Origin of the sequence: Arthrobacter sp. 2MCAF15 (assembly GCF_052115605.1) — a bacterium.
Taxonomy (GTDB): Bacteria; Actinomycetota; Actinomycetes; order Actinomycetales; family Micrococcaceae; genus Arthrobacter.
Genome location: NZ_JBFRGZ010000003.1, coordinates 156150 through 182933, shown reverse-complemented (window position 1 = coordinate 182933; position 26784 = coordinate 156150). Strand labels below are relative to the sequence as shown.

Genomic DNA, 26784 nt, shown 5'->3' with positions numbered 1-26784 from the left:
CCGACGTCGCGGGTCACAAGCTGCTGCCGTCCCGGGGCACATTGGCGCGGACACGCTGGTGTATCGCGCCCAGCCGGGTTATCTGCGGCTCAAAGTGCCCCTGGAACGCCGGCTATTTCCACCAGGAGTCGAAAATCGTCACCGGGACCGTGCGCTTGTGGCGGGTCCGCAGGTACATCGCCTCGATCCGTTCGGCAGCGGCGTCGGGTACGTCGCGGCCCTCGAGGTAGTCATCGATCGTGTCGTAGCCCAGGCCGAGCTCGTCCTCGTCGGTGCGGCCGGGCTTGCCGTCCAGCAGGTCCGCGGTGGGGATCTTTTCCCAGATCCGGGCCGGAGCGCCGAGTTCGGCGAGCAGCGCACGGTTCTGGCGCTTGTTCAGGCCGAACAGCGGCAGGATGTCTGCGCCGCCGTCGCCGAACTTGGTGAAGAAGCCGGTCACGGATTCGGCGCCGTGGTCCGTGCCGATCACCAGATAGTTGTGCTCGCCGGCCAGGGCATACTGGGCGATCATCCGGGTCCGGGCCTTGGTGTTGCCCTTGTGGAAATCGGAGATCTCCGCGCCCACCGTCTTCTGGAACTCGTCCTCGAAGCCGTCCACGGCCGCCGAGATGTTGAACGTCCATTCGGTCTTGGCGCGCACGAAGTCCAGGGCAGCCTGGGCGTCGTCCTCGTCGTGCTGGACACCGTAGGGGAGCCGTACCGCCACGAAGTTGGCCTCGACGCCCTCGGCCTCCAGCTCCTCGACTGCCAGCTGGGCCAGCCGTCCGGCCAGGGAAGAGTCCAGGCCACCTGAGATGCCCAGGACGAAGCCCTTGGTGTGGGTGGCCTTCAGGTATTCCTTGAGGAACGTCACGCGTTTGCGCACCTCCCCGGCGGGGTCAATCCGGGGCTGCACGCCCATTTCCTCGATGATCTTCGCCTGGAGTTCACGCATGCCTCACAGCCTAGCCAGCGCTGTCAACAACCCTCAACTGTTGCGGCCGGCTCGGCGCGGGCTGTGGATCCGGGCGGCCGCTACGTTTACGGACACGCGCTGCCCGGATCCCCTGCGCAGCGGTCCGAAGCCGGCGCGCCTGTCCGGAACCGCCCAGAAAACGGGGCCCCGCCGGGCCCGCCCATTCGAATCGGCCTAGGGCTCGTCCTGCCGCGCCGGTCCGGTGGAACCGCGGACCGTCAGGTGGGTGGGCATGAGGGACCGGTTCCGGATGCCGCCGCCGGCGAGCGGGTTCAGCTGGGCCAGCAGCATGGAGACCGCCACCCGGCCGGCCTGTTCGATCGGGGAGGCCATGGTGGACAGCGGCGGATTGCAGAAGTCCGCGCCAAAGATGTCGTCGCAGCCCACAATGCTCATGTCCTCGGGTACACGGATGCCGCGCTCGCGCAGGCGCTGGAGCATGCCGATGGCGATGAGGTCGTTGAACGCGATGCAGGCCGTGACGCCACTGTGCACCGCGGCGTCCGCTGCCGCCGCGCCGGACTGTGTCTTGGGGGCGAACGGGCCGAGCCGGCGGACCTGCACACCGCGCTCCTCGGCCGCCTCGGACAGTGCAGTCCACCGCCGTTCGCTGGACTGCGATGTCAGCGGGCCCGCCACATAGGCCACGTGGGTGTGTCCCAGCGAGATCAGGTGGTCCAGGGCCTGGCCGGTGGCGGACGGAGTGTCGATCAGGACCGCGGGAACGCCGGGAACGTCACGGTTGATGGCGACCATGGGCATCTTGGCGGCCGCGTCCAGCAGGGCGTCGTCGGTGAGCCGGGATGCGGCGACGATGATGCCGTCGGCGCTCTTGCGCAGCTGCTCCAGGGTGCTGGCCTCGACCTCGTCGGATTCCTCGGTGTCCACCAGCAGCTGGGTGTACCCGGCCGCCTTGAGCTGGAGCTGGGTGCCGCGGATGAGGTCGAAGTAGAACGGGTTGGTGATGTCCGGGACCAGGACCCCCACCGCGCCGGTGCGGCCGGAACTGAGCGCCTTCGCCTGGCTGTTGGGCGTGTAGTGCAGCTGGGCCGCGGCCGCCTCGATCCGCTGCCGCGTCCTGATGTTGACGCGGTCCGGGGTGGAAAGCGCCCGGGAAACGGTGGAGGCCGCCACACCGCAGAGCGCGGCGATGTCATGGATGGTGGCCGGGCGGTCCACTGCTGCTGGTTGCGTCGTAGCCACGGCGCTCCTCTCTGAACGTGGTGGCCGGGCCGTGATGGCCGGGTCGGATGGGCGCTCCTGTGACTGCCACCACAGAACCGCTGAGCCAAGAATGCCACAGATTGTCAAAGTTTGGCAATCGGTTGTCAATCAATGGCGGGCCTAGCTAGACTGGGCTTTACACCGTTTGTGAACTGCGTCACCGCGCTGGAGCCGGCTGGAGCCGGAAGCTGCCCGCGGCGGCCGCGAAACCCAGGAGATCCGCGTGAGCAAAACCCCAACAGTCTGGCCACTCTCAGGCTTCGGCGACGAAATAGATCCGGATCCGGCAGTTCAGGCCGCCGTGCTGCTGGCACTGGGAGCCAGCCACATCGAGGTGCGAAGCGCCTGGGGCACCAACGTCTCCGAACTGGAGCCCGAACAGGTTGCCCGGCTCAAGGAAATCCTCGATGAGAAGGGCCTGAAGGTCTCGGCCGTGGCCAGCCCCATCGGCAAGGTGGACATCAGCCTGCCGGTGGAGCACGAACTCGAACGGCTCCGCCAGATCATTTCCGTGGCCAGGGGGCTGGACGCCAAGTACGTCCGCATCTTCTCCTTCTTCCGGGCGGAACACCGCAGCGCCGAAGACATCCGCGGGGACGTCTTGGTCCGCATGGCCGCCCTTGCGGCGCTCGCCGAGGAATCCGGCGTCGTGCTGCTGCATGAAAATGAAAAGGGCATCTACGGCGATACCCCGCAGCGCGTGCTGGACATCATGGAGTCGGTGAACTCACCCGCACTGCGTATCGCATGGGACAACGCCAACTTCGTCCAGGTGGGCGTCAAGCCCTTCACCGAGGGCTACGCCATGCTCCGGACCTACCTCGAGTACTTCCAGGTCAAGGACGCACTCTCCACCACCGGTGAAGTGGTGCCCTCCGGCCAGGGCGACGGCGAGCTCGACGCCACCATCGCCGCCCTCGCGGCGGACGGGTACTCCGGCTTCGCCTCGCTGGAACCGCACTTGGCCAGCGCGCACGAGCTGGGCGGCTTCTCGGGCCCGGTGGCGTTCGGCGTCGCGGCCCGCGCCTTCGCGGCGCTCGCGGCGAAAAATGGGGTTGAACTCTCTTGAGTACGACGGCGGCGGTCATCGGCTGCGGTGATGTTTCCGCCGTGCACTTCGAGGCGGTGGCAAAGCTCGACGGCGCCACGCTGGTTGCGGTCTGCGACTCGGATCCGCAGCGGCTGGCCGCCGCGGAGGCCGCGTACGGAGTCCCCGGCTTCGCCGACCACCTGAGCCTGATCGAGGCGGTCCGGCCGGACGTGGTGCACATCTGCACCCCGCATGACCAGCACGCCTCGGTGGCCGCGGACTGCCTGGAACGCGGCGTCAACGTCATTGTGGAGAAGCCGCTGGCCCATACCCTGGCGGAGGGCAGGCGGCTGGTTGAGGCGGCCTCGGCAGGCCGGGCGAAAATTGCGGTGTGCTTCCAGAACCGCTACAACGCGACGGCGCAGGCCATGCACGCCCTGCTGTCCTCGGGCGAGCTGGGGGCCGTGGTGGGGGCGTCCGCAACCGTGATGTGGCAGCGCTCCGCCGAGTACTACCAAACCCGGCCGTGGCGGGGGACCTGGGCCGGCGGTGGCGGCGGGCTGATGATGAACCAGGCCATCCACACTGTGGACCTGCTGCAATGGCTGGTGGGCGACGTGGTCAGCGTGACGGGCAATACGTCCACGCGGTTCCTGGGCGGCACCATCGAGGTCGAAGACACCGCTGAATTCGTTGCGGAGCATGCCAACGGTGCCCGCAGCGCGTTCTATGCCACCCTGGCCAATGCCTTCAACGCGCCGGTGACGCTCGATGTGGTGACCGAGAATGCCGTGCTGAGCCTGCGGGGAGACCTCACGGTGACGCATGCGGACGGGCGGGTGGACCTCATCCCGGAGCGCCAGAGCGAATCCGGCGGCCGGTCCTATTGGGGTGTCTCGCACGAGCTGCTGATCAACGACTTCTATGGCCGGCTGGACGAGGCGGAGCCCTTCTGGATCAGCCCGGCAGAGGCCGAGAAGTCGCTGCGGATCATCAAGGATGTCTACCGGCAGAGCTACCCGGAGTCCGTGGAGCAGGTTTCCTGAACCTCGATTTGCAATCGGTTGCTGCTCTCTGGGCCCGAATTGTCCTCTCCCTGTAGCTCTCTTCAAAAGTAATGTTGCAACTCTTTTGACAATCGGTTGCCAAGATCGGCAACAATGCGTACTGTGAATCTCACAAGGCCGGTGTGGTCCACGCCACACCGGCCTGTTCCGTAAGCCTCACGTCCCAGATTCAAAGGAGCCAACAATGAAGTTAGGTCCCAAGGCGGCAGCGACCGCCCTCATTCTCAGCGCGGCAATGGCGCTGACCGCATGCGGCGGCGCCGCAAACTCCGGCTCAGCCGCCAGCGGTCCGGCCACGTCCCTGACACTGGGTGCCGTTCAGGAGATCCGCTCGTGGGACCCGGCGCAGGCGCACGTGGGTCACTTCCTGCAGCCGTACCAGGCAGCATACGATTCGTTGCTGCTGCGGGAACCGGACGGCAAGCTCAGCCCCATGCTGGCCACCGCGTGGAAGTACAACGACACCAACACCAAGCTCACCCTTGATCTCCGGGCTGATGTGACCTTCAGCGATGGTGCCAAGTTCGACGCCGACGCGGCCAAGGCCAACCTGGATCACTTCAAGAAGGCCAACGGCCCGCAGATGGCCCAGCTCACAGCGGTTTCAGGGGTCAAGGTGGTGGACGCTGACACCATCGAACTCGACCTGACGGCGCCCGATCCCTCGCTGGAGTTCTACCTCAGCCAGGCCGCCGGCCTCATGGGCAGCCCCAAGGCGCTTGGCACTGATGGTATCAAGACCGAGCCCGTGGGCAGTGGCCCGTACGTCATGGACAAAGCTGCCACGGTCAAGGACTCGCAGTCGGTGTTCACAGCCCGCAAGGACTATTGGAACAAGGACATTCAGAAGTTCCAGAAAATTACCTTCAAGACCCTCGTGGACCTGACCGCCCGGACCAATGCCCTCGTTTCGGGACAGGTCGATGCCACGCTGCTGGATCCCAAGACCGGCAAGCAGGCAGAGGGCGCAAAGATGATCCTGGCCGCGAACGAAGTGGACTGGCAGGGCCTGACCTTGTTCGACCGCGACGGCACTAAGAATCCCGGCCTGAAGGACGTCCGGGTCCGCCAGGCCATCAACTACGCATTTGACCGCAAGACCATCCTGGACCAGGTCCTCCTGGGTCAAGGCACCCCCACCTCCCAGCCGTTCGGCAAGGCCAGCGGCGCCTGGGTTGAAGAGCTCGAGAACAAGTACCCGTACGATCCGGCGAAGGCCAAGGCCCTGTTGAAAGAAGCAGGCTATGAGAGCGGACTGGTACTCCAGGTCCCGAGCGTCCCCGGGTTTGAAACGCAACTGGCCGTGATCAAGCAGCAGCTGTCCGACGTCGGTATCACCCTCGAAGTAGGCGCGGCGATCACCAACACGTACACCACCGATATCGCGGCGCAGAAGTTCACCACCATGTACTTCTCGCTCTTCCAGGGAGAACCGTGGGTGGCCATCAACCAGATCGTCTCCACGAAGGCACTGTACAACCCCTTCAAGAACACCGCCCCGGAGCTGCAGGCCAAGATCGATGCCGTCCAGAACGGCGGCAAGGACGCGGCCAAGCTGGCCCAGGAAGTCAACAAGTACGTTGTGGACCAGGCATGGTTCGCACCCCTGTTCCGTGTGAACCAGATGTATTACCACAACTCCAAGATCACCGTCACGCCGCAGAACCAGCAGGCTGTCCCGTCGATCTACAACTACTCGCCGGCCAAATAGCAGCGGGTTAGCAGCCACAAAGCCGGCGCAGGTCCGGCAGCCCACGAGCACAATCGGCGGGCTGCCGGGCCCGGCAGTCAGACCATGCCAGTCAATGGAGCCCAGCAATGATCACATTCATCCTCAAACGCCTCGGCAGCGGACTTGTAACCCTGTTCGCCGTCTCGGTCCTTACCTTTTCCTTGCTTTACGTATCGAGCGGCAGCATTGCAAGGAACATCCTGGGAGACCAGGCAACGCCGGAGCAGCTCGCCGTCAAGGAAGCCGAGCTGGGGCTCGACCAGCCCATCATCACGCGGTACTTCAGCTGGCTCACGGGGGCCCTGAGCGGGGACCTGGGCACGTCGTGGTTCACCTCCGAGCCCGTGGCTAATGCGCTCGCTACCCGGATCCCCGTCACTATGACCATGGTCTTCTCGGCCATGATCCTCATCGCCATTGTCGCGACGCTCATCGGGGTGGCCGCGGCGGTCAAACGCGGCTGGGTGGACCGCGTGGTCCAAATCGGTGCGATCGTCGGCGACTCCATCCCCGGGTTTGTCATCGGCATCATCCTGGTGACCATCCTGGCCATCCAGATGGGCCTGTTCCCCGCCACCAGCACCATTTCGCCCGGCGTCGGAGCGGATGCCTGGGTGCTTTCCCTGACCCTTCCGGTCATAGCACTGCTGATCAACGGAGTCACCGGCGGCGCGCAGCAGATCCGCAGTGCCGTCATCAAGCAACTCGAACGAGACTATGTCCGCACCCTGCGCAGCCGCGGCATCGGCGAGCGCGAGGTTCTCTTCAAGCACGTCCTGCGCAGCGCCGCTCCGGCGGGCCTGACCGTGCTCAGCCTCCAGCTGATCGGCATGCTCGGCGGAGTGGTCATTATCGAGCAGATCTTTGCCCTCCCCGGCATGGGGCCGCTCGCCGTAGCCGCCACCGGCCAGAGCGACCAGCCAGTTGTCATGGGCGTTGTTATGTACACCGTCGCCGTTGTAATCGTGGTCAACCTCATCGTTGACCTGCTCAACGGCTGGCTTAACCCGAAGGTGCGTGCATCGTGACCGAGTCCGTCGAAACCTCAGCCCTGACGCCCGCCGCCGGCGGCGCCGTTCCAGGAGCATCGGGCCAGACCGGCACCGTAGTCCGGGCAACAGTCCTCAAGCGCCTGCTCAAGAATCCTCTCGGCATCGTCGCCATCGTTGTCCTTCTGGGCATGGCCATCATGGCCGTATTCGCCGACGTCCTGGCGCCGTTCGACGAGAACTTCGCCAACATTTCCAAGACGCTGGCAGCTCCGGACGCGGTCAACATTCTGGGCACTGACAGCTCCGGTCGCGACGTCTGGAGCAGGCTGCTCTTTGGCGCGCAGCTGACCCTTACGTCAGCGCTGCTTTGCGCCGCCGTCGCCATCGCGATCGGCCTGCCCGCCGGCTTGATCGCAGGCTACTACGCCGGCAAGTTCGAAGCCGTGTCCAACTGGATTGTCAGCATCCTGATGAGCCTCCCTGGCCTGATTGTGCTGCTGACCATCCGGGCGGCCTTCGGCCCGTCAGTCTGGATTGCCATGATCGCGTTCGGCGTCCTCATCAGCCCCTCCTACTTCCGCCTGACGCGCTCAGCCGTTCAATCCGTCCGCAACGAGCTCTACGTGGATGCGGCCCGTGTATCCGGACTCTCGGACTTGAGGATCATTACCCGCCACATCTTCTCCGTGGTCCGGGCCCCAATCATCATCCAGACTGCGGCGATCGCCGGTGTTGCTATCGCCATCCAGTCCGGGCTCGAATTCCTGGGACTGGGGGATCCGGCAAAGGCAACCTGGGGCGTGATGCTCAGCGAAGGATTCAAGAACGTCTACCTGAACCCGACCCTGCTCTTCTGGCCGGCGCTGGCCATGGCGCTGACCATCGGCGCGCTGGTCCTGCTGGGCAACGCCATTCGTGACGCCCTCGAGGACGGCGAAAAGATCAAACACCGCCGGAAGAAAACGGCCCCAACGGCGGCCCGGAAGGCGGGCCCGACGCCGGCACCCGCCGCCGCGCGCCCGTCGCGGACGTCGGTGGCCGCCGTCGACGCCGGTACCGAGCACCACCTGGTCAAGGTGACCAATCTTGGCGTCGGCTATCCGCAGGCGGATGGTTCCATCAAGAAGGTGGTGGACGACGTCTCCTTCCACGTGGACCGCGGCGAGATCCTGGGGATCGTGGGCGAATCCGGCTCGGGCAAGTCCCAGACCGCCTTCTCCATCCTTGGGCTGCTCCCGGACAATGCCCGCATTGTGGCCGGCTCCATCCAGTTCGACGGCAACTACACCGTGGTCCCTGGCGACGAACGGGTCAGCCAGGAACGCCTGTCCAAACTGCGCGGCAAGCGGATTTCCTACATTCCGCAGGAGCCCATGAGCAACCTGGATCCCGCCTTCACCATCGGCTACCAGCTGGTGACGCCCATGGTGCGCGTCCTCGGGATCTCCAAGGCCGAGGCGAGGAAGCGGGCACTGAAACTGCTCACGGACGTCGGCATCGCCAACCCGGAACGGACCTTCGCCGCATACCCGCACGAAGTCTCCGGAGGCATGGCCCAGCGTGTGCTGATCGCCGGAGCCATCAGCTGCGAGCCGGACCTGGTGATCGCCGATGAGCCCACCACGGCCTTGGATGTCACGGTGCAGGCCGACGTGCTGGACCTGCTGCGCGAGCTCCAGCAGCGCCTGAACATCGGCGTGATCCTGGTGACCCACAACTTTGGCGTGGTCGCTGACCTCTGCGACCGTGTGGCGGTCATGCAGAACGGCCGGCTCGTGGAGGAAGGATCCGTGCGCGACATCCTCCGCAATCCGCAGGAACCCTACACACAAACGCTCCTGGCATCGATGCTTGAAGGCAAGGAACCCATGTCCATGCTCGTTTCAACCCGGCAGAAGGAATCAGTCGCATGAGCACCACGGAAAGCGCGCCGCTGCTCGCGGTGGACCAGCTGGTGGTGGAGTACCCCAGCAAGCACTTCCGGGCCAAGCCCTTCCGCGCCCTGACGGACATCAACATCACCATCGGCCGGGGCGAAACCCTGGGCCTGGTGGGGGAGTCCGGTTCCGGCAAGACCACCCTGGGCCGGGCCATTCTTGGACTGGCACCGGTGACCGGCGGGAAGATCAGTTTCGACGGCAAGGACATCAGCCACGCCACCCGCAAGGACCGGCGGGTCCTCAGCCGGGATCTGCAGGTGGTGTTCCAGGACCCGTACACCTCGCTGAACCCCGCCCTGGAGATCGGCGACATCCTCGCCGAACCCCTCGGCGTGCAGGGCATGGAGGCCGCGGCAGCCAAAAAGCGCGTGAAGGAACTGCTGGACCAGGTGGGCCTGCCCTCGGATGCCATCAACCGGCTGCCGCGCGAATTCAGCGGCGGGCAGCGCCAGCGGGTGGCGATCGCCCGCGCCCTGGCGCTCTCGCCCAAGCTGATCGTCTGCGATGAGCCGGTCAGCGCACTGGACCTCTCCACCCAGGCCCGCGTGCTGGACCTGTTCCTGCAGATCCAGAAGGACACCGGAGTGTCCTACCTCTTCGTCTCGCACGACCTCGACGTCGTCCGGCACATCAGCCACCGCGTCGCCGTGATGTACCACGGCGAGATCGTCGAACAGGGACCGGCCGGCGTCGTCACCACGGACCCGGACCACCCCTACACCCAGCGGCTCCTGCTGGCGTCCCCAGTACCCGATCCGGACCGGCAGGAAGAACGCCGGGCGGATCGCCACCGTCTGCTGGAAATCCAGCGGCAACAGAGAGAACAGGCAGGTGCCCTCGCCTAGCGCTGCGCGCATGCACCAAGGAGAGGCACCAACTGACAAAGCGGCCCTGAGGGCCCGGAAGACCACGGAGGAATACAGTGTCCACAATTGGCGTACAAGCGATGATGCTCAAAGACAGCTTCACCGAACTCGGAGCGTTTGAAACGCTCCGCAAGGTCAGCGCAATCGGCTACAACGCCGTCGAGATCTCCCAGATCCCGATGACGCCGGAGAACATCGCTGAACTGGACCGTTCCCGCAGCGAACTGGGCATGGACATCGCCGCTTTGTCCGTGGCCACGGAGATCCCCCAGGGCCGTCCCGGGGATTCGCTGGCCGAGCACTTCGAGAAGATCGTGGAGGACGCCAAGCGCCTGGACACGAAGCTGCTGCGGATCGGCATGCTGCCATTCCCGGCAATGAAGTCGATCGGCGCAGTCATCGACTTCGCCAAGCAGGCCAACGAATACGCCGAACGCCTGCAGGAACAGGGCCTGGGCCTGTACTACCACAACCACCACATCGAGTTCGCGAAGTTCGACGGAAAGTTCATGCTGGACGTCATCGCCGAGAACTCCCCGGCCATGGGCATGGAAATCGATGTCCACTGGGTGCAGCGCGGCGGCCTGGACCCGGTACGCACGCTGGAAAAGTATGCCGGCCGCACGGCCATGGTCCACCTGAAGGACTACCGGATCGGCGAATTGCCGGAATCCTCCTTCGGGCTGCTGGATTCCGGGGACTTCATGGGCTTCATGGCCGAGTTCAAGAACGTGGTCCAGTTCGCCGAAGTGGGCGAAGGCAACCTGGACTTCCCGTCCATCATTCCCGCCGCGCAGGCCGCCGGTGCCCGCTACCTGCTGGTGGAGCAGGACGAGCTCTACGGGCGCACCGTGTGGGACGCCCTGCAGACCTCCTACGACAACCTCGTGGCCATGGGCCACTCGAACCTTTTCTAGACCACCCCCAATAACTACGGAGAATCACCACATGAGCAAGAAAGTACGCCTCGGCATCATCGGCCTGGGCCAGCAGGGCGGCCTGTACGCCAAGCTGATCACCGAAGGAAAAGTCCCGAACATGGTGATCGGCGCGATCTGCGACACCGATCCCGCCAAGAAGGAGCTGGCCGCTTCCCAGTACCCTGACGCGCCCTTCCACGAGGACTACATCGCCATGCTGGAAAGCGGCGACGTCGACGCCGTCGTGACGTGCGTGCCGCACTTCCTGCACCCGGAAATGGGCATCGAGACCCTCAAGCGCAACATCCACGCCCTCGTGGAAAAGCCGGCCGGCGTGTACACCAAGCAGGTCAAGGAGCTCAACGAGTTCGCCGCCAGCAAGCCCGAACTGTCCTTCGCCATCATGTTCAACCAGCGCAACAACCCGCTGTACCAGAAACTCAAGGAGATCGTCGACAACGGCGAGATCGGCGCCATCCGCCGCACCAACTGGATCATCACCAACTGGTGGCGCCCCCAGGGTTACTACAACTCCAGCGAATGGCGCGCAACGTGGGGCGGCGAGGGCGGCGGCGTGCTGGTCAACCAGGCGCCGCACCAGCTGGACCTCTGGCAGTGGATCTGCGGCGTGCCGAAGTCCGTCTACTCCAAAGTTGCCTACGGCTTCCGCCGCGACATCGCCGTGGAGGACGAGGTCACCGCCGTCGTGGACTACGGCAACGGCGCCACGGGCGTCTTCGTGACTGCCACGCACGACCTCGTGGGCACCGACCGCTTCGAGATCCTGGGCGACCAGGGCAAGATCGTGGTCGAGAACTCCAAGACCGCCACGGTGACCCGACTGCACAAGCCCGAGCGCGAACTCAGTGAGAGCCTGGACATGGGCGATGTCCTCAAGCTCTTCATGGGCCAGATGGACACGGCGGAGTTCTACACCACCGAAGTCCTAGAGTTCGAGTCCGCCTGGGGGGCGCAGCACGCCGGTGTCCTGGAGAACTTCGCCGCCAACATCCTGGACGGCACACCGCTGCTGGCCCCGGGATCGGACGGCATCAAGGGTGTCCGCCTGGCCAACGCCATCCACCTCTCCAGCTGGACCGGCACGGAGGTGGCGCTGGACTTCGACGAGGACGTCTTCCTCGCCGAGCTGAACAAGCGCATCGTGGACGAAGGCAAGTTCCCCGAGCGCGCCTAGGCACACCCCGCCCAACTGACTGGCAGCTGCGGCCGTTTTGAGCGCTCAAAACGGCCCCTGCTGCCAGTTAGTTGGGCTGATGCTCGTTAGGATGGGGCGGTGACTGAACCCAAGACCCCGGCCGCGGCCGCATCGGCAGCTCCGGCCAAAAAGCCCTCCCGTGCGGGAAAGTCCAGCGCCACCATCTACGACATCGCCAAGGTTGCCGGCGTCAATCCCTCCACCGTCTCCCGGGCGCTCAGCAAGCCCGGCCGGGTCAGCGCCAAGACCCAGAAACTCATCGAGGACGCCGCCGCCGAGCTGAACTACCAGGTCAACCCGTTCGCCCGCGCCCTGCCCACCGGCCGCACCAACACATTCGGCCTGATCGTCGCGGACATCACCAACCCCACCTTTTTCGACATCATCCGCGGGGCGGAAACGACCGCCACGCTGCGGGACTACACGCTGGTCCTGGCCGAGTCTGCCGAGTCCGCGGACACCGAGCTGACGGCGGCACGCCGGATGATGGCCACCGTGGACGGGCTCATCCTTGCCAGCCCCCGCATGGACGACGACCACATCCGGGCCATCGCCCGGGACAAGCCCGTGGTGGTCATCAACCGCGAGGTCGACGGCGTGCCGTGCGTGGTCCCGGACGTGAACAAGGGCATCAGCGAGGCTGTCCGCAGCCTGGCCGCCAACGGGCACCACAAGGTTGCCTTTGTTGCCGGGCCATCGCAGTCCTGGATGTCCGCGCGCCGCTGGGAAGGCGTGCAGGCCGCCTGCGAATGGTCCCGGCTCGAGGCCGTGCGGCTGGAATCCAGCAAACCCACCGTCGACGGCGGCCGCCAGGTGGCGCGCGACGTCCGCGCCAGCGGCGCCACAGCGGTGCTGACCTACAACGACCTCCTGGCCATCGGCCTCATGCAGGAACTCCAGGCCGCCGGCCTGGTAATCCCGGACCAGATCAGCATCGTGGGCTTCGATGACATCTTCGGGGCCGATTTCACCACGCCGCCGCTCACCACCGTGCGCTCGCCGCTGGGGGAGTGCGGCTCCGGCGCCGCCACCTTGCTGCTGGATCGCCTGCACGGCGAACACCCGCACGGCACGGCAGCGCCTGCGCCCACGCTGCGCGTCGAGACCGAGCTGGTGCTCCGGGGCTCGAGCGGACGGCTGCTGCCCGCGGGCTAGACCTACCGCCGCAGTCATCCGCAACTTGATGGCAATTAATGGCAACCGGTTGACAAATGCCTAAGTCAAGCCGGACCATTGATCTATGTCACAGTCGATTGCCGCCAACCCAGACCGGCTCCTGCCCGCGGATCCCGGAACGCGCAGCATTGCGCGGGACCTCCTGCAGCGCGTCCAGGACCTCCCCATCATTTCCCCGCACGGGCACGTTGACGCCGCCGTCATCGAGCACAACACCCCCTTCCCGGACCCGGCAGCGCTGCTGGTCAGCCCGGACCACTACGTCACCCGGCTGATCCACGCCAGCGGCGTCCCGCTGGACCGGCTGAGGGGTTCGGCTGCCGCGGAAGCGGACTCCCGCACGGTCTGGCGCGAGTTCTGCAAAGCCTGGCCGCTGTTCGACGGGACGGCCTCCGGCTACTGGCTCCGCACCCAGTTCGACAGCGTCTTCGGCCTCCGGCAGGAGATCAGTGCCGAGACCGCCGACGCCAGCTACGACGCGATCTCCGCCAAGCTGCTGGAACCCGGCTTCCGGCCCCGCCAGCTGTTCAAGGACTTCAACATCGAGGTGCTGGCCACCACGGATGACCCCCTGGACAGCCTCGCCAGCCACCGGGCGATCGCCGAGGATCCCACGTTCCACGGCCGCGTCCTGCCCACCTTCCGCCCGGACGCCTACCTGAACATCGCGCACCCCACGTGGTCCGCGAACGTGGACCGGCTCATCGCGGCAGCGGGCGACGGCGCCACCGGCTATGCCGGCTACATCACCGCCCTGGAGAACCGGCGTCGTTACTTCGTGGAGCACGGCGCTGTCTCGGCCGACCACGGCGTCCGCACCCCCGCGACGCTCAAGCTCGACGCCGCCGACGCCGCCAGGCTGTTCGACCGCGCCCGCGCCGGCCGGGCCACGGCGCAGGACCGCGAGGACTTCGAGGCCCACATGATGTACCAGATGGCACGGATGTCCGTGGAGGACGGCCTGGTCATGACCATCCACCCGGGTTCGTTCCGCAACCACCACGAGCCCACGTTCGAGAAGTTCGGCCCGGACACCGGCCACGACATCCCGTTTGCCGTGAACTACACCGAGGCCATCCGCCCGGTGCTGCAGGACTTCGGCACCGCCAAGGACTTCCACCTGGTGCTCTTCACCATGGACGAGACCGTGTTCTCCCGCGAACTCGCGCCGCTGGCCGGCTTCTACCCCTCGGTCTACCTCGGTGCCCCGTGGTGGTTTCTGGACGCCCCGGACGCCATGCTGCGCTTCCGCTCCGCCGTGACCGAAACCGCCGGTTTCTCCCGCTCGTCCGGCTTCATCGATGACACCCGCGCGTTCTGCTCCATCCCCGCCCGCCACGACGCCTCCCGCCGGATCGAGGCCTCCTTCCTGGCACGGCTGGTCGCCGAACACCGCGTCAGCGAGGACCGCGCCCATGAACTGATCGTCGACATCGTGGACGGCTCGCCGCGGAGGGTCTTCAAGCTGTGAGCACCGAAATGACATCCGCACCCGAATCCGAGGTGGAGCCCGCCATGGACCTTCCCCAACTGAACCGCAGCCTGCGGCCCTCCGCCAAGGCACCCGTGCGGATCATCCACCTGGGACTGGGCGCCTTCCACCGCTCGCACCAGGCCTGGTACACCCACCAGGCGTCCGACGCCGCGGACTGGGGCATCGCGGCCTTCACCGGCCGCCGCCCCGACGCCGCGCTGGCGCTGGCCGAACAGGACGGGCTGTACACCGTGGTGAACCGCGCCGACGACGGCGACTCCTTCGCCGTGGTCAGCAGCATCGTCGAGGCCGTGGACGGCGCCAACGTGCAGCGCCTCGCGGACCTGGTCGCCGCACCGGCCACCGCGGTGATCACCCTCACCATCACCGAGGCGGCGTACCGGCTCCGCGCCGACGGGCAGCTTGACCGCACCGCACCCGACGTCGCCGCGGACCTGGCGCTGCTGGCATCCGGCGGCGGCAACCCGACGACGCCGCTGGGCCGGCTGGTGCTGGCACTGGCCTCCCGCCGGTCGGCAGCCGCCGGACCCCTCGCCGTCGTCTGCTGCGACAACCTTTCCAACAACGGCACCGTGGCGCACAACGCCGTAGTGGGCATGGCCGGGGCGTGGGACGCGGACCTGGCCGGATGGATCGACGCCAACGTCAGCTTCGTCGGCACCTCGGTGGACCGCATCACACCGCGGACCACCGCCGCGGACATGGCCGCCGTCCAGTCCGCCTGCGGCTACCGCGACACCTCGCCCGTGGTGGCCGAGCCCTTCTCCAACTGGGTGCTCAGTGGGGATTTTCCCGCCGGACGGCCGCGCTGGGAAGACGCCGGCGCCGTCTTCGTGGCGGAGATCGAGCCGTACGAGAACCGCAAGCTGTGGCTCCTGAACGGCGCGCACTCGCTGCTGGCCTACGCCGGCCAGCTCCGCGGCCACACCACCGTGGCCGAGGCCCTGGCGGACCCGCTGTGCCTGCGGGCTGTCGAAAAGTTCTGGGACGAGGCGGAAGCGAACCTGTCCGGGACCGAAGCCATTGCCGCGGAACTGCAGATCCTGGCCTACCGCGCCGCCCTGCTGCAGCGGTTCAGCAACGCCAGGATTGCCCACCACCTCGCACAGATCGCGATGGACGGCAGCACCAAGCTGCGGATGCGCGCGGTTCCCGTCCTGCGGGCAGAGCGCGCCGCGGGCCGGTCCGGCGCGGCCGCCGCACTCATGATCGCCGCCTGGATGGACTACGGCGCCGCCTCCGACGCGTTCCAGGACCCCCTGGCCGAGGAAGTGGCCGCAGCCAACCGGCTCGCCGGCACCCAGCGGATACGGGCCCTGCTTGCCCTGGTGGATCCGGCCCTGGCCGCTGACGGAGCCGTCGTGGACCTCATTGAAGACCTGTGCGGAACGTTCGGGGAGCGGGCTGTCTCCCTGTAGCGCCCTCCGTGCATGCACTGCTGCCCGGCTCCCGGTCACGGGGAGCCGGGCAGCAGTGTTTCCAAAACTTTCAACTAAATTTTTATGGCAACCGCTTGCCAAATGATTGCCAAGTGACTAGGATTACATCCAGACGAATGGGGCCACCGGATGGCTCGCCGGCACAGTCGGCCCAACCGGAAGGCCCGCCCCCGCAACGATGCGTAAGGAATTCCCACGATGCTCAAGCCCCAGGCCAGTGAAACCCGCGAGATCGTCAACCTCGACGGCCTGTACCGCTTCAAGGTGGACTTTGACCGCTCCGGCCACCGGGACGAATGGTTCAAGGCGCCGTTGGACTCGGCCCTGGAAATGGGCGTTCCGGCCAGCTACAACGACGTCTTCCCCGACAAGGCCGTCCGCGACCACGTGGGCTACGTCTGGTACCAGCGCGAGGTCCGCGTCCCGCGCGGCTGGGCCGGGGAGCGGATCCACGTCCGCCTCGACTCGGCAACGCACGAGGGCATGGTGTGGGTCGATGACACCCTGGTGGCCCAGCACACCGGCGGCTACATGCCGTTCAGCGCGGACATCACCGAGCACGTCACCCCCGGCCAGAGCTTCCGCCTCACGATCTCCGTCAACAACGAGCTCACCCAGGCCACCATCCCGCCCGGCACCATCACCGTCACCGGGGACGGCCGCCGCCAGCAGAGCTACCTCCACGATTTCTACAACTACGCCGGCCTGCACCGCAGCATCTGGCTGTTCAGCACCCCGGCCGTAACGGTCGATGACATCACTGTCGTCACCGGATTCGAAGGCACCACGGGCAGCGTCGACTACACGGTCGGCACCGCCGGCGGAACCGGCAGCGAATCGGTCACCGTATCGCTCCGGGACGCCGACGGCGCCGAGGTCGCCCGCGCCGAGGGCGCCACCGGCACACTGAGCATCGCCGACGTCGTGCTGTGGAAGCCCGGCGCCGCCTACCTGTACAGCCTCACCGCGGAAATCCGCGACGCCGGCCAGCTGCTGGACAGCTACACCCTGCCGGTCGGCGTCCGCACCGTCGAAATCAGCGGCAAGGAATTCCTCATCAACGGCGAACCGTTCTACTTCACCGGCTTCGGCATGCACGAGGATCACGTGGCCATTGGCAAGGGCCACAGCAACGCCCAGATGGTCAACGATTTCCAGCTCCTGGACTGGGTGGGCGCCAACTCCTTCCGCACCTCGCACTACCCCTACGCCGAGGAAGTCATGGAGTTCGCCGACCGGCACGGCATCGTGGTGATCGACGAGACCGCCGCCGTCGGGCTGCACCTGGGCTTCGGCGCCGTCTTTGGCGGCATCGCCAAGAAGACTTACGAGGAGGGCGGAGTGGACGCCAACACCGCCGCCAACCACCGGCAGGCGATCTCCGAACTCGTCGCCCGGGACAAGAACCACCCCTCCGTGGTGATCTGGTCGATCGCCAACGAACCCAACGGTTCCGAAGAGGGCGCCCGCGAATACTTCGCCCCCCTCGTGGAACTGACCCGCAGCCTGGACCCCACCCGGCCCGTCGGCTACGTCAACGTCATGTTCGACACCCCGGACAAGGAACTGCTCGGGGACCTCTTCGACGTCATCATGCTCAACCGCTACTACGGCTGGTACCTCAACAACGGCGACCTCGAAACCGCCGAGCAGGCCCTCGAGAAGGAACTGCGCGAGTGGGAAGCCAAGTACGGCAAGCCCATGATCATGACCGAGTACGGGCCGGACACCATGCCCGGCTTCCACTCCATCTATGAACAGCCCTGGAGCGAGGAATACCAGGCCGCGTTCCTGGCCATGTACCACCGGGTCTTCGACCGCGTGGACGCCATGGTGGGCGAACAGGTCTGGAACTTCGCGGACTTCCAGACCTCCAACGGCATCATGCGCGTGGACGGCAACAAGAAGGGCGTCTTCACCCGGGACAGGCGGCCCAAACCCGCCGCCTATGCCCTGCGCCAACGGTGGACGGCACTGGCTGGCACCAAGAACACCACCCCCGAGGCGTAGGCCTTAACGCACACTTTTTCGCCGGACCCAGGTCCGGCACCGGGTAAAGGAGCCCAATCACATGAAAAAGCTTTCCAAGCTCAGCATCGTCGGCTACGGCGCCGGCGATGCCGCCAACAATCTCGCCTTCACCACCGCCACGATGTTCCTCCTCGTCTACTACACAGACGTGGCCGGGATCTCGGCCGCGGCCGCCGGCACCCTGCTGCTGGTGGTGCGGATCTTCGACGCCTTCGCCGACGTCTTCGCCGGCCGCGTCGTGGACCGGACCTACAGCAAACGGTTCGGCAAGTTCCGCCCGTTCATCATGTTCGGCTCCATCCCGCTGCTCCTCCTGAGCGTCGCCACCTTCTCCGTTCCCCAGCTCGGGGAATCCGGCACCCTGCTCTACGCCTACGTCACGTACGCCGCCCTGGGCCTGGCCTACAGCCTGGTCAACATCCCCTACGGCTCGCTGGCCGGCGCCATGACCCAGGACCCGGGGGAGCGCGCCAAGCTGGGCTCCGCCCGGATGATCGGCGGGCTGCTGGTCGGCTCCGCCCTGGGCATCTTTGTGGCTCCGCTGATCAAGCCCGGCGCCGACCTGCAGGGCACGTTCACCGCCATCACCATCGCCTTCGTCGTTATCGGGGCGGGCCTGTACCTCTTCACCTTCCTGACCGCCAAGGAACGCGTCCACCGCGCAGTCCCCAACGTCACGTTCAAGCAGAGCATGGATACGCTCAAGGGCAACCGGCCGCTGCTCATGCTGTGCGTGAGCTCCTTCTTCTTCCTGACCGGCTACCTGGCCCTCACCTCCGTGCAGTTGTACTACCTCCGCGATGTCCTGGGCCGGCTGGACCTGTACCCGGTGCTGTCCATCATCCAGCTCGGTCTGACCTTCGTGCTGGCCGGATTCATGCCCAGGCTGGTCCGGACCATCGGCAAGAAGCGGGTCTACATCTTCTCCTCGCTGTTCACGGTAATTGGCGGCGCCATCATCTTCTTCACCCCCGCAAGCCAGGCCTTGGTCGGCTTCAGCGGCCTGGTGATCAGCCTCGTGGGCGTGCTCGCGGTCAACATCGTGGTGTGGGCACTGGAAGCCGACACTGTCGAGTACGGCGAGTGGAAGACCGGGGTCCGGACCGAGGGCATCACCTACGCACTGTTCTCCTTCACCCGCAAGACCGGTCAGGCCGTCGGCGGTGCCCTCGCCGCCTACGCACTGGCCCTGGGCGGCTACAAGTCCGGCGCCGTCCAGACCGCCGACGCCGTCTTCGGCATCCAGATCGCGGCCGGCCTTCTGCCGGCGGTCATGACCATCCTGGCCGTGATCGTGATGGCCAAGTACACGCTCACCGACGCCATGCACGCCCGGATCCTCACCGAGATCCAGGCCCGCCGCGGCGACGACACCGTTTCGGCTGACGCTGACGCCGGCGCCGACACCGATGCCGTTTCCGCCGACGCCGCTCCGCTGGCGCCCAGCAACTAAGACACCCCGAAAGACCAGAAAAGGACCTGTTGTGAAAATCATTGCTGCTGAAGTCTTCGTGACCAGCCCCTCCCGGAACTTCGTGACCCTGCGGATCACCACCGATGACGGTGTGACCGGGATCGGCGACGCGACCCTGAACGGGCGGGAGCTCGCGGTCGCCGCGTACCTGAAGGAGCACGTCGCGCAGCTGCTGATCGGCAAGGACCCGCACCGGATCGAGGACACCTGGCAGTTCCTGTACCGGTCCTCGTACTGGCGCCGCGGCCCGGTCACCATGGCAGCGATCGCCGCCGTCGACATGGCGCTGTGGGACATCAAGGGCAAGGTCGCCGGGATGCCGGTCTACCAGCTCCTGGGCGGGGCGTCCCGCAACGGACTGCGCGCCTACGGCCACGCCTCCGGCGCGGACCTGCCTTCCCTCTTCGACTCCGTCCGGGAGCACCTGGAACTGGGCTACAAGTCCATCCGGATCCAGACCGCGGTCCCGGGCATCAAGGCCGTCTACGGCGTCGCTGCCCAGGCCCAGGCCTCCGGTGAACGCTACGACTACGAGCCCGCCGGCCGCGGGGCGTTCCCGCAGGAAGAGGACTGGGACACCCGCGCCTACCTCCGCCATCTGCCCTCCGTATTCGAGGCCGTGCGCAACGAGTTCGGCCCGGAAATCCCGCTCCTGCACGACGGACACCACCGGATGACTCCGATCCAGGCCGCCAAGCTCGGCAAGGCGCTGGAACCCTATGACCTGTTCTGGCTCGAGGACTGCACCCCGGCGGAGAACCAGGAAGCGCTGCGGCTGGTCCGCCAGCACACCACCACCCCGCTGGCCATCGGTGAAATCTTCAACACCGTCTACGACTACCAGACCATCATCAAGGAACAGCTGATCGACTACGTCCGGGCCGCCTCCACCCACTTCGGCGGCATCAGCCCGCTGAAGAAGGTCATGGACTTCGCCGCGCAGTACCAGATCAAGTCCGGCTTCCACGGCCCCACCGACATCTCCCCGGTCGGGTTCGCCGCGCAGCTGCACGTCGGCCTGGCGATCCACAACTACGGCATCCAGGAATACATGCAGCACTCGGACAAGACCAACGAGGTCTTCGAACAGTCCATGACCTTCAAGGACGGCTACCTTCACCCGGGCGACAAGCCCGGCATCGGCGTCGAATTCAACGCCGAAGCCGCCGCCGCCTTCCCGTACCAGCAGGCCTACCTGCCCTACAACCGCCTCGTCGACGGCACCGTCCATGACTGGTAAACCGGGCATGACCAAGGACCAGGCCACGACAGGCCATCTGGAGGCCGCCGTTGCCGGCCGCCACATCGTGGTGATGGGTGTCTCTGGCTGCGGCAAGACCACCATCGGCGACCTCGTAGCGCGCGAACTCGGCGTCCGCTTCCTCGACGGCGACTCCCTCCACCCCGTGGAGAACGTCGCCAAGATGGCAGCCGGAACGCCACTGACGGACGAGGACCGCTGGCCATGGCTTGCCACCGTGGGCGCCGAACTCGCCGCCGCCGGGCCCGCCGGCCTGGTGCTGGCCTGCTCCGCGCTCAAGCGCAGCTACCGCGACGCGATCCGTGCCCAGGCGCCCGAGACCGTCTTCCTGCATCTGCACGGCAGCAGGGACGTGCTCGGCGGCAGGATCGAGGGCCGCTCCGGCCACTTCATGCCGGCCGCGCTGCTCGACTCCCAGCTCGCCACGCTCGAGCCGCTCGAAGCCGACGAGGCCGGGACCCTCGTGGACATCGCAGGCCCGGTGGAACACGTCGTCGCCGCCGCCCTCGCCGGCGTCGCGGACCGGCCCGGGGCGACTGCTGGGGCCTCGGCCCCGGCAGCAGTTCCCGTCGCCGGAACGTTCGCCGTCGACCTTCAGTCCGCGCCGTTCAACCTCGACGACGACGCCATCGCGTGGGTGGAGTCCACCATCGCCGGCATGTCGCTCGAGGAAAAGATCGGCCAGCTGTTCATCAACCACAACAACGACTACGCCCCGGAATACCTCGACGGGATCCTGGAGCAGTACCACGTAGGCGGCATGCGGTACCGGCCGGGGCCGTCGGCCGCCGTGCAGGAACACATCCGCTACGCGCAGTCCAAGACCCGGGTGCCGCTGCTGGTCGCGTCGAACCCCGAAATGGGCGGGGCCGGAAGCTGCGATGACGGGACGTTCGTCTCGACCCACCTGCAGGCGGGCTCCCACCCGGACAAGAACATCGCCCGCCAGATGGGTCGTGTCGCCGGTGTGGAGACCGCTGCGCTGGGCTGCAACTGGGCCTTCGCGCCGATCGTGGACATCCACTACAACTGGCGCAACACCGTGGTCTCCACCCGGTCCTTCGGCAACACCCCGGAGATCGTGGTGGAACGGGCCAAGGAATACTTCGACGGCATCAGCGAATCGCCCACAGTCTGCGCCATGAAGCACTTCCCCGGCGATGGCATGGACGAGCGCGACCAGCACGTGGTCACCTCCTACAACACCCTCGGCTACGAGGAGTGGAACAAGACCTACGGTCACGTGTACCGGGAGATGATCGGCCACGGCGTGCAGTCGATCATGATCGGGCACATCGGTGCACCGGACTTGTCACGGCATTTCCGGCCCGGGATGGCGGCGGCGGACATCCTGCCCGCCACCCTGGCACCGGAACTGCTCCAGGACCTGCTCCGCGGCGAGCTCGGCTTCAACGGGCTCATCCTCACCGATGCGTCCCAGATGATCGGCCTCACGCAGGCCATGAAGCGCAGCGAGCTCGTCCCGGCCACCATCGCGGCCGGCTGTGACATGTTCCTGTTCTTCCGGAACCCGGCCGAGGACTTCGGTTACATGCTGGAGGGTTACAAATCCGGGGTCATCACGGAGGCCCGCCTGCTTGACGCCCTGCGCCGGATCCTGGGCCTGAAAGCCTCGCTCGGGCTGCACAGGGCCGCGCGGGAATCCCTCGTCCCGCCGGCCGAAGCCCTGCAGCTGATCGGGAGCCCGGCCCACCGGGAGGTTGCCGCGCAGATCGCCGACAAGACCGTCACCCTGGTCAAGGACACCGCCGGCAACCTGCCCATCACGCCGCAGACCCACAAGCGCATCCGGCTCTACGGCATCTCCGGCGGGTCGGACTTCACCCGGGCGGATCCGCTGGCCTACCTGGACGTTGTCCGGGACGAGCTCGAAAAGGCCGGCTTTGAAGTCCACGTCTTCAAGACGGCCGATCAGCGCGAGGCCGCCGGCGAGACCGGGGTCAACTTCATGTCAGTCATCTCCGAGGAAGCCACCGGGGACTATGCGCAGAAGTACGACGCCGCGTTCGTATTCGCCAATGTCAAGGGCTTCGCCCAGGAAGCGGCGATCCGGATCAAGTGGTCCACGCCCATGGCGGCCGAGATTCCCTGGTACGTCACGGAAGTCCCCACCGTCTTCGTCTCGCTCAACCAGCCCAACCACCTCATTGACGTGCCGATGGTGAGGACAGCCATCCACGCCCACGCGGGCACTCCGGAGGCCATCCGGGCCGCGATCGAGAAGATCCAGGGCAAGTCGGCGTTCCAGGGCACGTTCAACGAGAACGTCTTCTGCGACTCCTTCGACACCCGGCTCTGACGCGGCGTTTCCTAACGGCCGCTGCGCAAAATATCCTGCGCTACGGGGATTCCCGTAGCGCAGGATATTTTGCGTAGCGCCAACCAGGATGCGCCGCGAATACCCCCTCCCGCGGCACCCCGGGCAGGCGTACCGTGAGGCCATGGAGAAGACCGGATGCGCGGTGGTGGGCGGCGGCCCCGCGGGGATGATGCTGGGCCTGCTGCTGGCCCGGGCCGGGGTGCGGGTGACGGTGTTGGAGAAGCACGCGGATTTCCTGCGCGACTTCCGCGGCGACACCGTGCACCCGTCCACCATCCGGCTCATTGACGAACTCGGCCTCGGCCAGGAATTTCGCCGGCTGCCGCAGAGCCGCCTGAAGAATGTTGTTTTCCCGGTCGCGGGCGGCCCGCCCGTGACCATGGGCGACTTTGATGCCCTGCCGCCGCCGTACAACTACATCGCCATGATGCCGCAATGGGATTTCCTGAACTTCCTCGCTTCCGCCGCGGCCCAGGAGCCGGGGTTCACGCTGCTCATGAGCCATACCGCCACCGGCCTGGTACGCAACGGGGGCCGCGTCCGGGGAGTCCGCTTCCGCACCCCGGACGGCACACAGGACGAACTCCTGGCCGACCTGGTGGTGGCCACCGACGGCCGCCATTCCGCGCTGCGGACCGCGGCCGGGATGGCGCCCAAAGAGTTCCCGGTGCCCTTTGACACCTGGTGGTTCCGGCTGCCCCGCTATCCCTCCGAAACGGGTGAGGTGGCGGGCCTGGTGCCGGCGTTCGGCCCCGGCGAGGCGCTGCTGGCTCTGTTCCGCACCGACTACTACCAAATGGGCTACCTCGCCGCCAAGGGCACCGACGCGCGGATCCGCGCGGAAGGCGTCGAGGGCTTCCGACGGCGGGTCGCGGCGCTCCGCCCTGACCTTGCGGACCGCGTCGACGCCATCGAATCCCTCGATGACCTCCACTGGCTGGACGTGCGGCTGAACCGGCTGCACTCGTGGCACATCAACGGAATGCTGTGCATCGGGGACGCCGCGCATGCGATGTCCCCGGCCGGCGGCGTCGGCATCAACCTCGCCATCCAGGACGCTGCGGCCGCCGCGGAGTACCTCGCCCCCGCGCTGCTCCGGGGCCGTGTGACCACGGCAGACCTGGAGAAAGTCGAACGGCGACGGCGGCTGCCCACCGTCATCGTGCAGACCGTCCAACGGATCATGCAACGCGCGATCTTCGCCCCGATCATGACCGGAAAGCGGACGAAGTTCCCGGCCGCGGCACTCTTCATCGCCCGCCGTGTTCCGGCGGTCCGGACCATCATTCCGCGCTTCATCGCCTTTGGGCCGCGCCCCGAGCACGCACCAGCCTTCGCGCGGCGAGCGGAAGCCCAACCCTAGCCCTGGCTGTACTGCGCCGGCCCTGCGCCGTCACACGGGCTCCGGCTGGGAACCAGCGGCAGCCCAGCCACTAAACTGGGACCCATGACTGCCACCCGTGACTTCGCAGCCGACGCTGCCGCTGCCCGTGCCCGCCTCCTGGAACTGATCAAGGAACTGGCCGTGGTCCGCGGCAAGGTCATCCTCTCCAGCGGCGCGGAAGCGGACTACTACATCGACCTGCGCCGCATCACCCTGCACCACGAGGCGTCCAAACTGGTGGGACAAGTCATGCTCTCGCTGCTGGAGGACGCCGGGATCGATTTCGAGTGCGCCGGCGGGCTCACCATGGGGGCAGACCCGGTGGGCACAGCCGTCATGCACGCCGCCGTCGACGCCGGCCGCCCGGTGGACGCATTCGTGGTCCGCAAGGCGCAGAAGTCCTACGGCATGGGCCGCCAGGTGGAAGGTCCCTCGGTGGAGGGACGCAAGGTCCTGGTCCTGGAAGACACGTCAACCACCGGCGGTTCCGCGCTGACCGCCGTCGAGGGCGTCCGGAAGGCCGGCGGCAACGTGGTGGCCGTCGCCGTGATCGTGGACCGTGACACGGGGGCCAAGGAAAAGATCGAAGCCGAAGCCGGTGTTCCGTACCTCTTCGCCTTCGGCAAGGACGAGCTGGGCCTGAGCTAGGCGGATCGCCTTAGCCCGGACGGGTGGACGGTGGATAGGCCGTGATTTATCATTTGTCGAATACCGTCCGTTCCATTTCACCTGGAGAACACGCGCCATGCTCCCGTCCGATAAGTCCCTGATCAGCGGTGCGAATCTGGGCGCCGAAGGCCAGGGCGCCGACGTGTCGATCGGCACGGTCGACCAGATCCAGAACCTGATCCTGGACAGCGCGGACTTCGAAGAATTCCTGAACGAACTCGCACGTTTTTCCGCACACCAGGTGGCGGGCTCCGGCGACGACGCCCTGTGCGGAATCACGCTGCTGCGGGACCGCAAGGCCGCCACGATCGGGTGGAGCAGTGACTCCGCCCGCGAAGTGGACGAGATCCAGTACTCGCTGTCCCAAGGCCCGTGCCTGACCGCGGCCAAGGAGGAACGGGAAGTCTACGTCCCGGACCTCTTCGAGGAGGACCGCTGGGGCCCCGACTACGCCGCCGCCGTCGCCTCGCACGGCCTGCGCTCGGTGCTCTCGGTGCCTTTCCACCTCCAGGGCGAAGCCCAGGCGGCGCTGAACCTCTACTCCGATGTCCCGCGCAAGTTCGACGGCGACGTAGCGGCCCGGGCCCGCGGCTACACCCGCGAAATCTCCCAGGCGCTGCGGCTGGCCGTCCGGTTCTCGCTGCACACGGACAGCGCCACCAACCTGCGGGCCACGCTCGAATCCCGGACCGTCATCGACATGGCGATCGGAATCGTCATGGCGCAGAACCGCTGCGACCAGGAAACGGCGGTCCGGATCCTCACCGACGCGTCCAGCAACGGCAACGTCAAACTGCGCGATATCGCCGCATCCCTGGTGCAGTCTGTCGGCGGAACGGTAACCCGGACGCACTACGAAGAGCCGGGCCGGCGACAGCCAGCCTGAACCGGAAGCCGCCTATGACTTGTGCGCAGCCACAGGCGGGGATACGCTGGGTGCGGTTGAGCCGTCGGCCATAGTCACCCTTCTTTGGAGTACCTATGGACCAGTCGCTGCAAGCCCACGTCAAACTCGATGTCGTTTCCGACGTCGTCCGGATCATTGTCCGGGGGAGCCTCACGCAAGCCTCCCGCCCCTCCCTGATGCACATCATCCAGCGCGTTCGCCGCATGGGGATCAACTCGCACATCCGCGTCGACCTCGGCCTGGCCGCCGTCGTCGAATCGGCGGCGCTCTCGGGCTTGCGCAACGACCTCAACGCGGTCGACGGCGGGAGCGCCGGCCAGGAAATCGCCGGCATGACCGCCCCCGGCGGCGTCTCCCTGGAACTGACCCCGCGAGGCGATGATTCCGGCGCGCTGCCCACCCTGGACATGTCCGGAGAGTTCCTGGCCTCGGTCGACCCCTCCGGCACTCGGCAGCTGACCCGGTACTCCGACGACGAACTCCTCGCCGCGAGCGACTCTGTGTTCGGCCTGCTGGATGACCCCACTGACATGGCCCGTTCGGAACTCCTGGCCACCTATGACGAGATCGGCATGGAGATCAGCCGCCGGGAGGTCGGCCGCGAAGCCGAGCCTGCCTAGCCGGTCAACGGGCGGCAACGGAGCCGACGGGAGCCCAGGCTGCTG

At 66.6% G+C, this 26784-nt stretch carries 21 protein-coding genes; 19 read left to right on the top strand and 2 right to left on the bottom strand.

The features are described from left to right. Positions 1-112: 112 nt before the first annotated feature. The gene (gene nadE / locus AB4089_RS04490) at positions 113-934 is read right to left on the bottom strand and encodes an ammonia-dependent NAD(+) synthetase (RefSeq protein WP_441408098.1); all 822 of its coding nucleotides are present in this window, start codon (positions 932-934) and stop codon (positions 113-115) included. Positions 935-1129: 195 nt separating this feature from the next. Further along, on the bottom strand, positions 1130-2158 hold the full coding sequence (locus AB4089_RS04485; RefSeq protein WP_441408097.1) for a LacI family DNA-binding transcriptional regulator: 1029 nt from the start codon (positions 2156-2158) through the stop codon (positions 1130-1132). A gap of 244 nt (positions 2159-2402) precedes the next feature. Between AB4089_RS04485 and AB4089_RS04480 the strand changes: the two genes are divergently transcribed. The 19 genes from AB4089_RS04480 (at position 2403) to AB4089_RS04390 (ending at position 26739) form a co-directional block, all read left to right on the top strand. Beyond that, positions 2403-3248 (top strand): sugar phosphate isomerase/epimerase family protein, encoded by an 846-nt coding sequence (locus AB4089_RS04480; protein WP_441408096.1) that lies wholly within the window; start codon positions 2403-2405, stop codon positions 3246-3248. After that, positions 3245-4255 (top strand): Gfo/Idh/MocA family protein, encoded by a 1011-nt coding sequence (locus AB4089_RS04475; RefSeq protein ID WP_441408095.1) that lies wholly within the window; start codon positions 3245-3247, stop codon positions 4253-4255. Before AB4089_RS04480 ends, AB4089_RS04475 begins: the two co-directional genes overlap by 4 nt. Positions 4256-4460: 205 nt before the next feature. Next, positions 4461-5987, top strand: coding sequence for an ABC transporter substrate-binding protein (locus tag AB4089_RS04470; protein WP_441408094.1), 1527 nt, complete (start codon positions 4461-4463; stop codon positions 5985-5987). A 107-nt stretch (positions 5988-6094) separates the two neighbouring features. After that, on the top strand, positions 6095-7036 hold the full coding sequence (locus tag AB4089_RS04465) for an ABC transporter permease (protein WP_441408093.1): 942 nt from the start codon (positions 6095-6097) through the stop codon (positions 7034-7036). Further along, the gene (locus AB4089_RS04460; RefSeq protein ID WP_441408092.1) at positions 7033-8913 is read left to right on the top strand and encodes a dipeptide/oligopeptide/nickel ABC transporter permease/ATP-binding protein; all 1881 of its coding nucleotides are present in this window, start codon (positions 7033-7035) and stop codon (positions 8911-8913) included. Before AB4089_RS04465 ends, AB4089_RS04460 begins: the two co-directional genes overlap by 4 nt. Beyond that, positions 8910-9785, top strand: coding sequence for an ATP-binding cassette domain-containing protein (locus AB4089_RS04455; RefSeq protein ID WP_441408091.1), 876 nt, complete (start codon positions 8910-8912; stop codon positions 9783-9785). Before AB4089_RS04460 ends, AB4089_RS04455 begins: the two co-directional genes overlap by 4 nt. 77 nt (positions 9786-9862) lie before the next feature. Continuing rightward, on the top strand, positions 9863-10723 hold the full coding sequence (locus tag AB4089_RS04450) for a sugar phosphate isomerase/epimerase family protein (RefSeq protein ID WP_441408090.1): 861 nt from the start codon (positions 9863-9865) through the stop codon (positions 10721-10723). A gap of 31 nt (positions 10724-10754) precedes the next feature. Further along, positions 10755-11921 (top strand): Gfo/Idh/MocA family protein, encoded by a 1167-nt coding sequence (locus AB4089_RS04445; protein WP_441408089.1) that lies wholly within the window; start codon positions 10755-10757, stop codon positions 11919-11921. Positions 11922-12020: 99 nt separating this feature from the next. Next, positions 12021-13097: a LacI family DNA-binding transcriptional regulator gene (locus tag AB4089_RS04440; protein ID WP_441408088.1), complete on the top strand. Its 1077-nt coding sequence runs from the start codon at positions 12021-12023 to the stop codon at positions 13095-13097. Between the two features lie 85 nt (positions 13098-13182). Then, on the top strand, positions 13183-14589 hold the full coding sequence (gene uxaC, locus AB4089_RS04435) for a glucuronate isomerase (protein WP_441408087.1): 1407 nt from the start codon (positions 13183-13185) through the stop codon (positions 14587-14589). A gap of 8 nt (positions 14590-14597) precedes the next feature. Next, positions 14598-16031, top strand: a complete 1434-nt coding sequence (locus tag AB4089_RS04430; protein WP_441408086.1) for a mannitol dehydrogenase family protein — start codon at positions 14598-14600, stop codon at positions 16029-16031. Positions 16032-16250: 219 nt separating this feature from the next. After that, positions 16251-18062: a beta-glucuronidase gene (uidA, locus tag AB4089_RS04425; protein ID WP_441408085.1), complete on the top strand. Its 1812-nt coding sequence runs from the start codon at positions 16251-16253 to the stop codon at positions 18060-18062. Positions 18063-18123: 61 nt separating this feature from the next. Next, positions 18124-19536 carry a glucuronide transporter gene (gene uidB, locus AB4089_RS04420; RefSeq protein ID WP_441408084.1) on the top strand — a complete coding sequence of 471 codons (1413 nt, stop codon included), beginning with the start codon at positions 18124-18126 and terminating at the stop codon, positions 19534-19536. A gap of 31 nt (positions 19537-19567) precedes the next feature. Next, complete coding sequence (manD, locus tag AB4089_RS04415) at positions 19568-20797, top strand: D-mannonate dehydratase ManD (protein ID WP_441408083.1); 1230 nt, start codon at positions 19568-19570, stop codon at positions 20795-20797. A 7-nt stretch (positions 20798-20804) separates the two neighbouring features. Continuing rightward, positions 20805-23138 (top strand): gluconokinase, GntK/IdnK-type, encoded by a 2334-nt coding sequence (locus AB4089_RS04410; RefSeq protein WP_441408361.1) that lies wholly within the window; start codon positions 20805-20807, stop codon positions 23136-23138. 142 nt (positions 23139-23280) lie between these two features. Next, positions 23281-24522 carry an FAD-dependent oxidoreductase gene (locus AB4089_RS04405; protein WP_441408082.1) on the top strand — a complete coding sequence of 414 codons (1242 nt, stop codon included), beginning with the start codon at positions 23281-23283 and terminating at the stop codon, positions 24520-24522. 84 nt (positions 24523-24606) lie between these two features. Further along, positions 24607-25191 (top strand): orotate phosphoribosyltransferase, encoded by a 585-nt coding sequence (pyrE, locus tag AB4089_RS04400; protein ID WP_441408081.1) that lies wholly within the window; start codon positions 24607-24609, stop codon positions 25189-25191. 97 nt (positions 25192-25288) lie between these two features. Continuing rightward, positions 25289-26098: a GAF and ANTAR domain-containing protein gene (locus AB4089_RS04395; RefSeq protein WP_441408080.1), complete on the top strand. Its 810-nt coding sequence runs from the start codon at positions 25289-25291 to the stop codon at positions 26096-26098. Between the two features lie 95 nt (positions 26099-26193). Continuing rightward, on the top strand, positions 26194-26739 hold the full coding sequence (locus AB4089_RS04390) for a hypothetical protein (RefSeq protein ID WP_441408079.1): 546 nt from the start codon (positions 26194-26196) through the stop codon (positions 26737-26739). Positions 26740-26784: the final 45 nt, after the last annotated feature.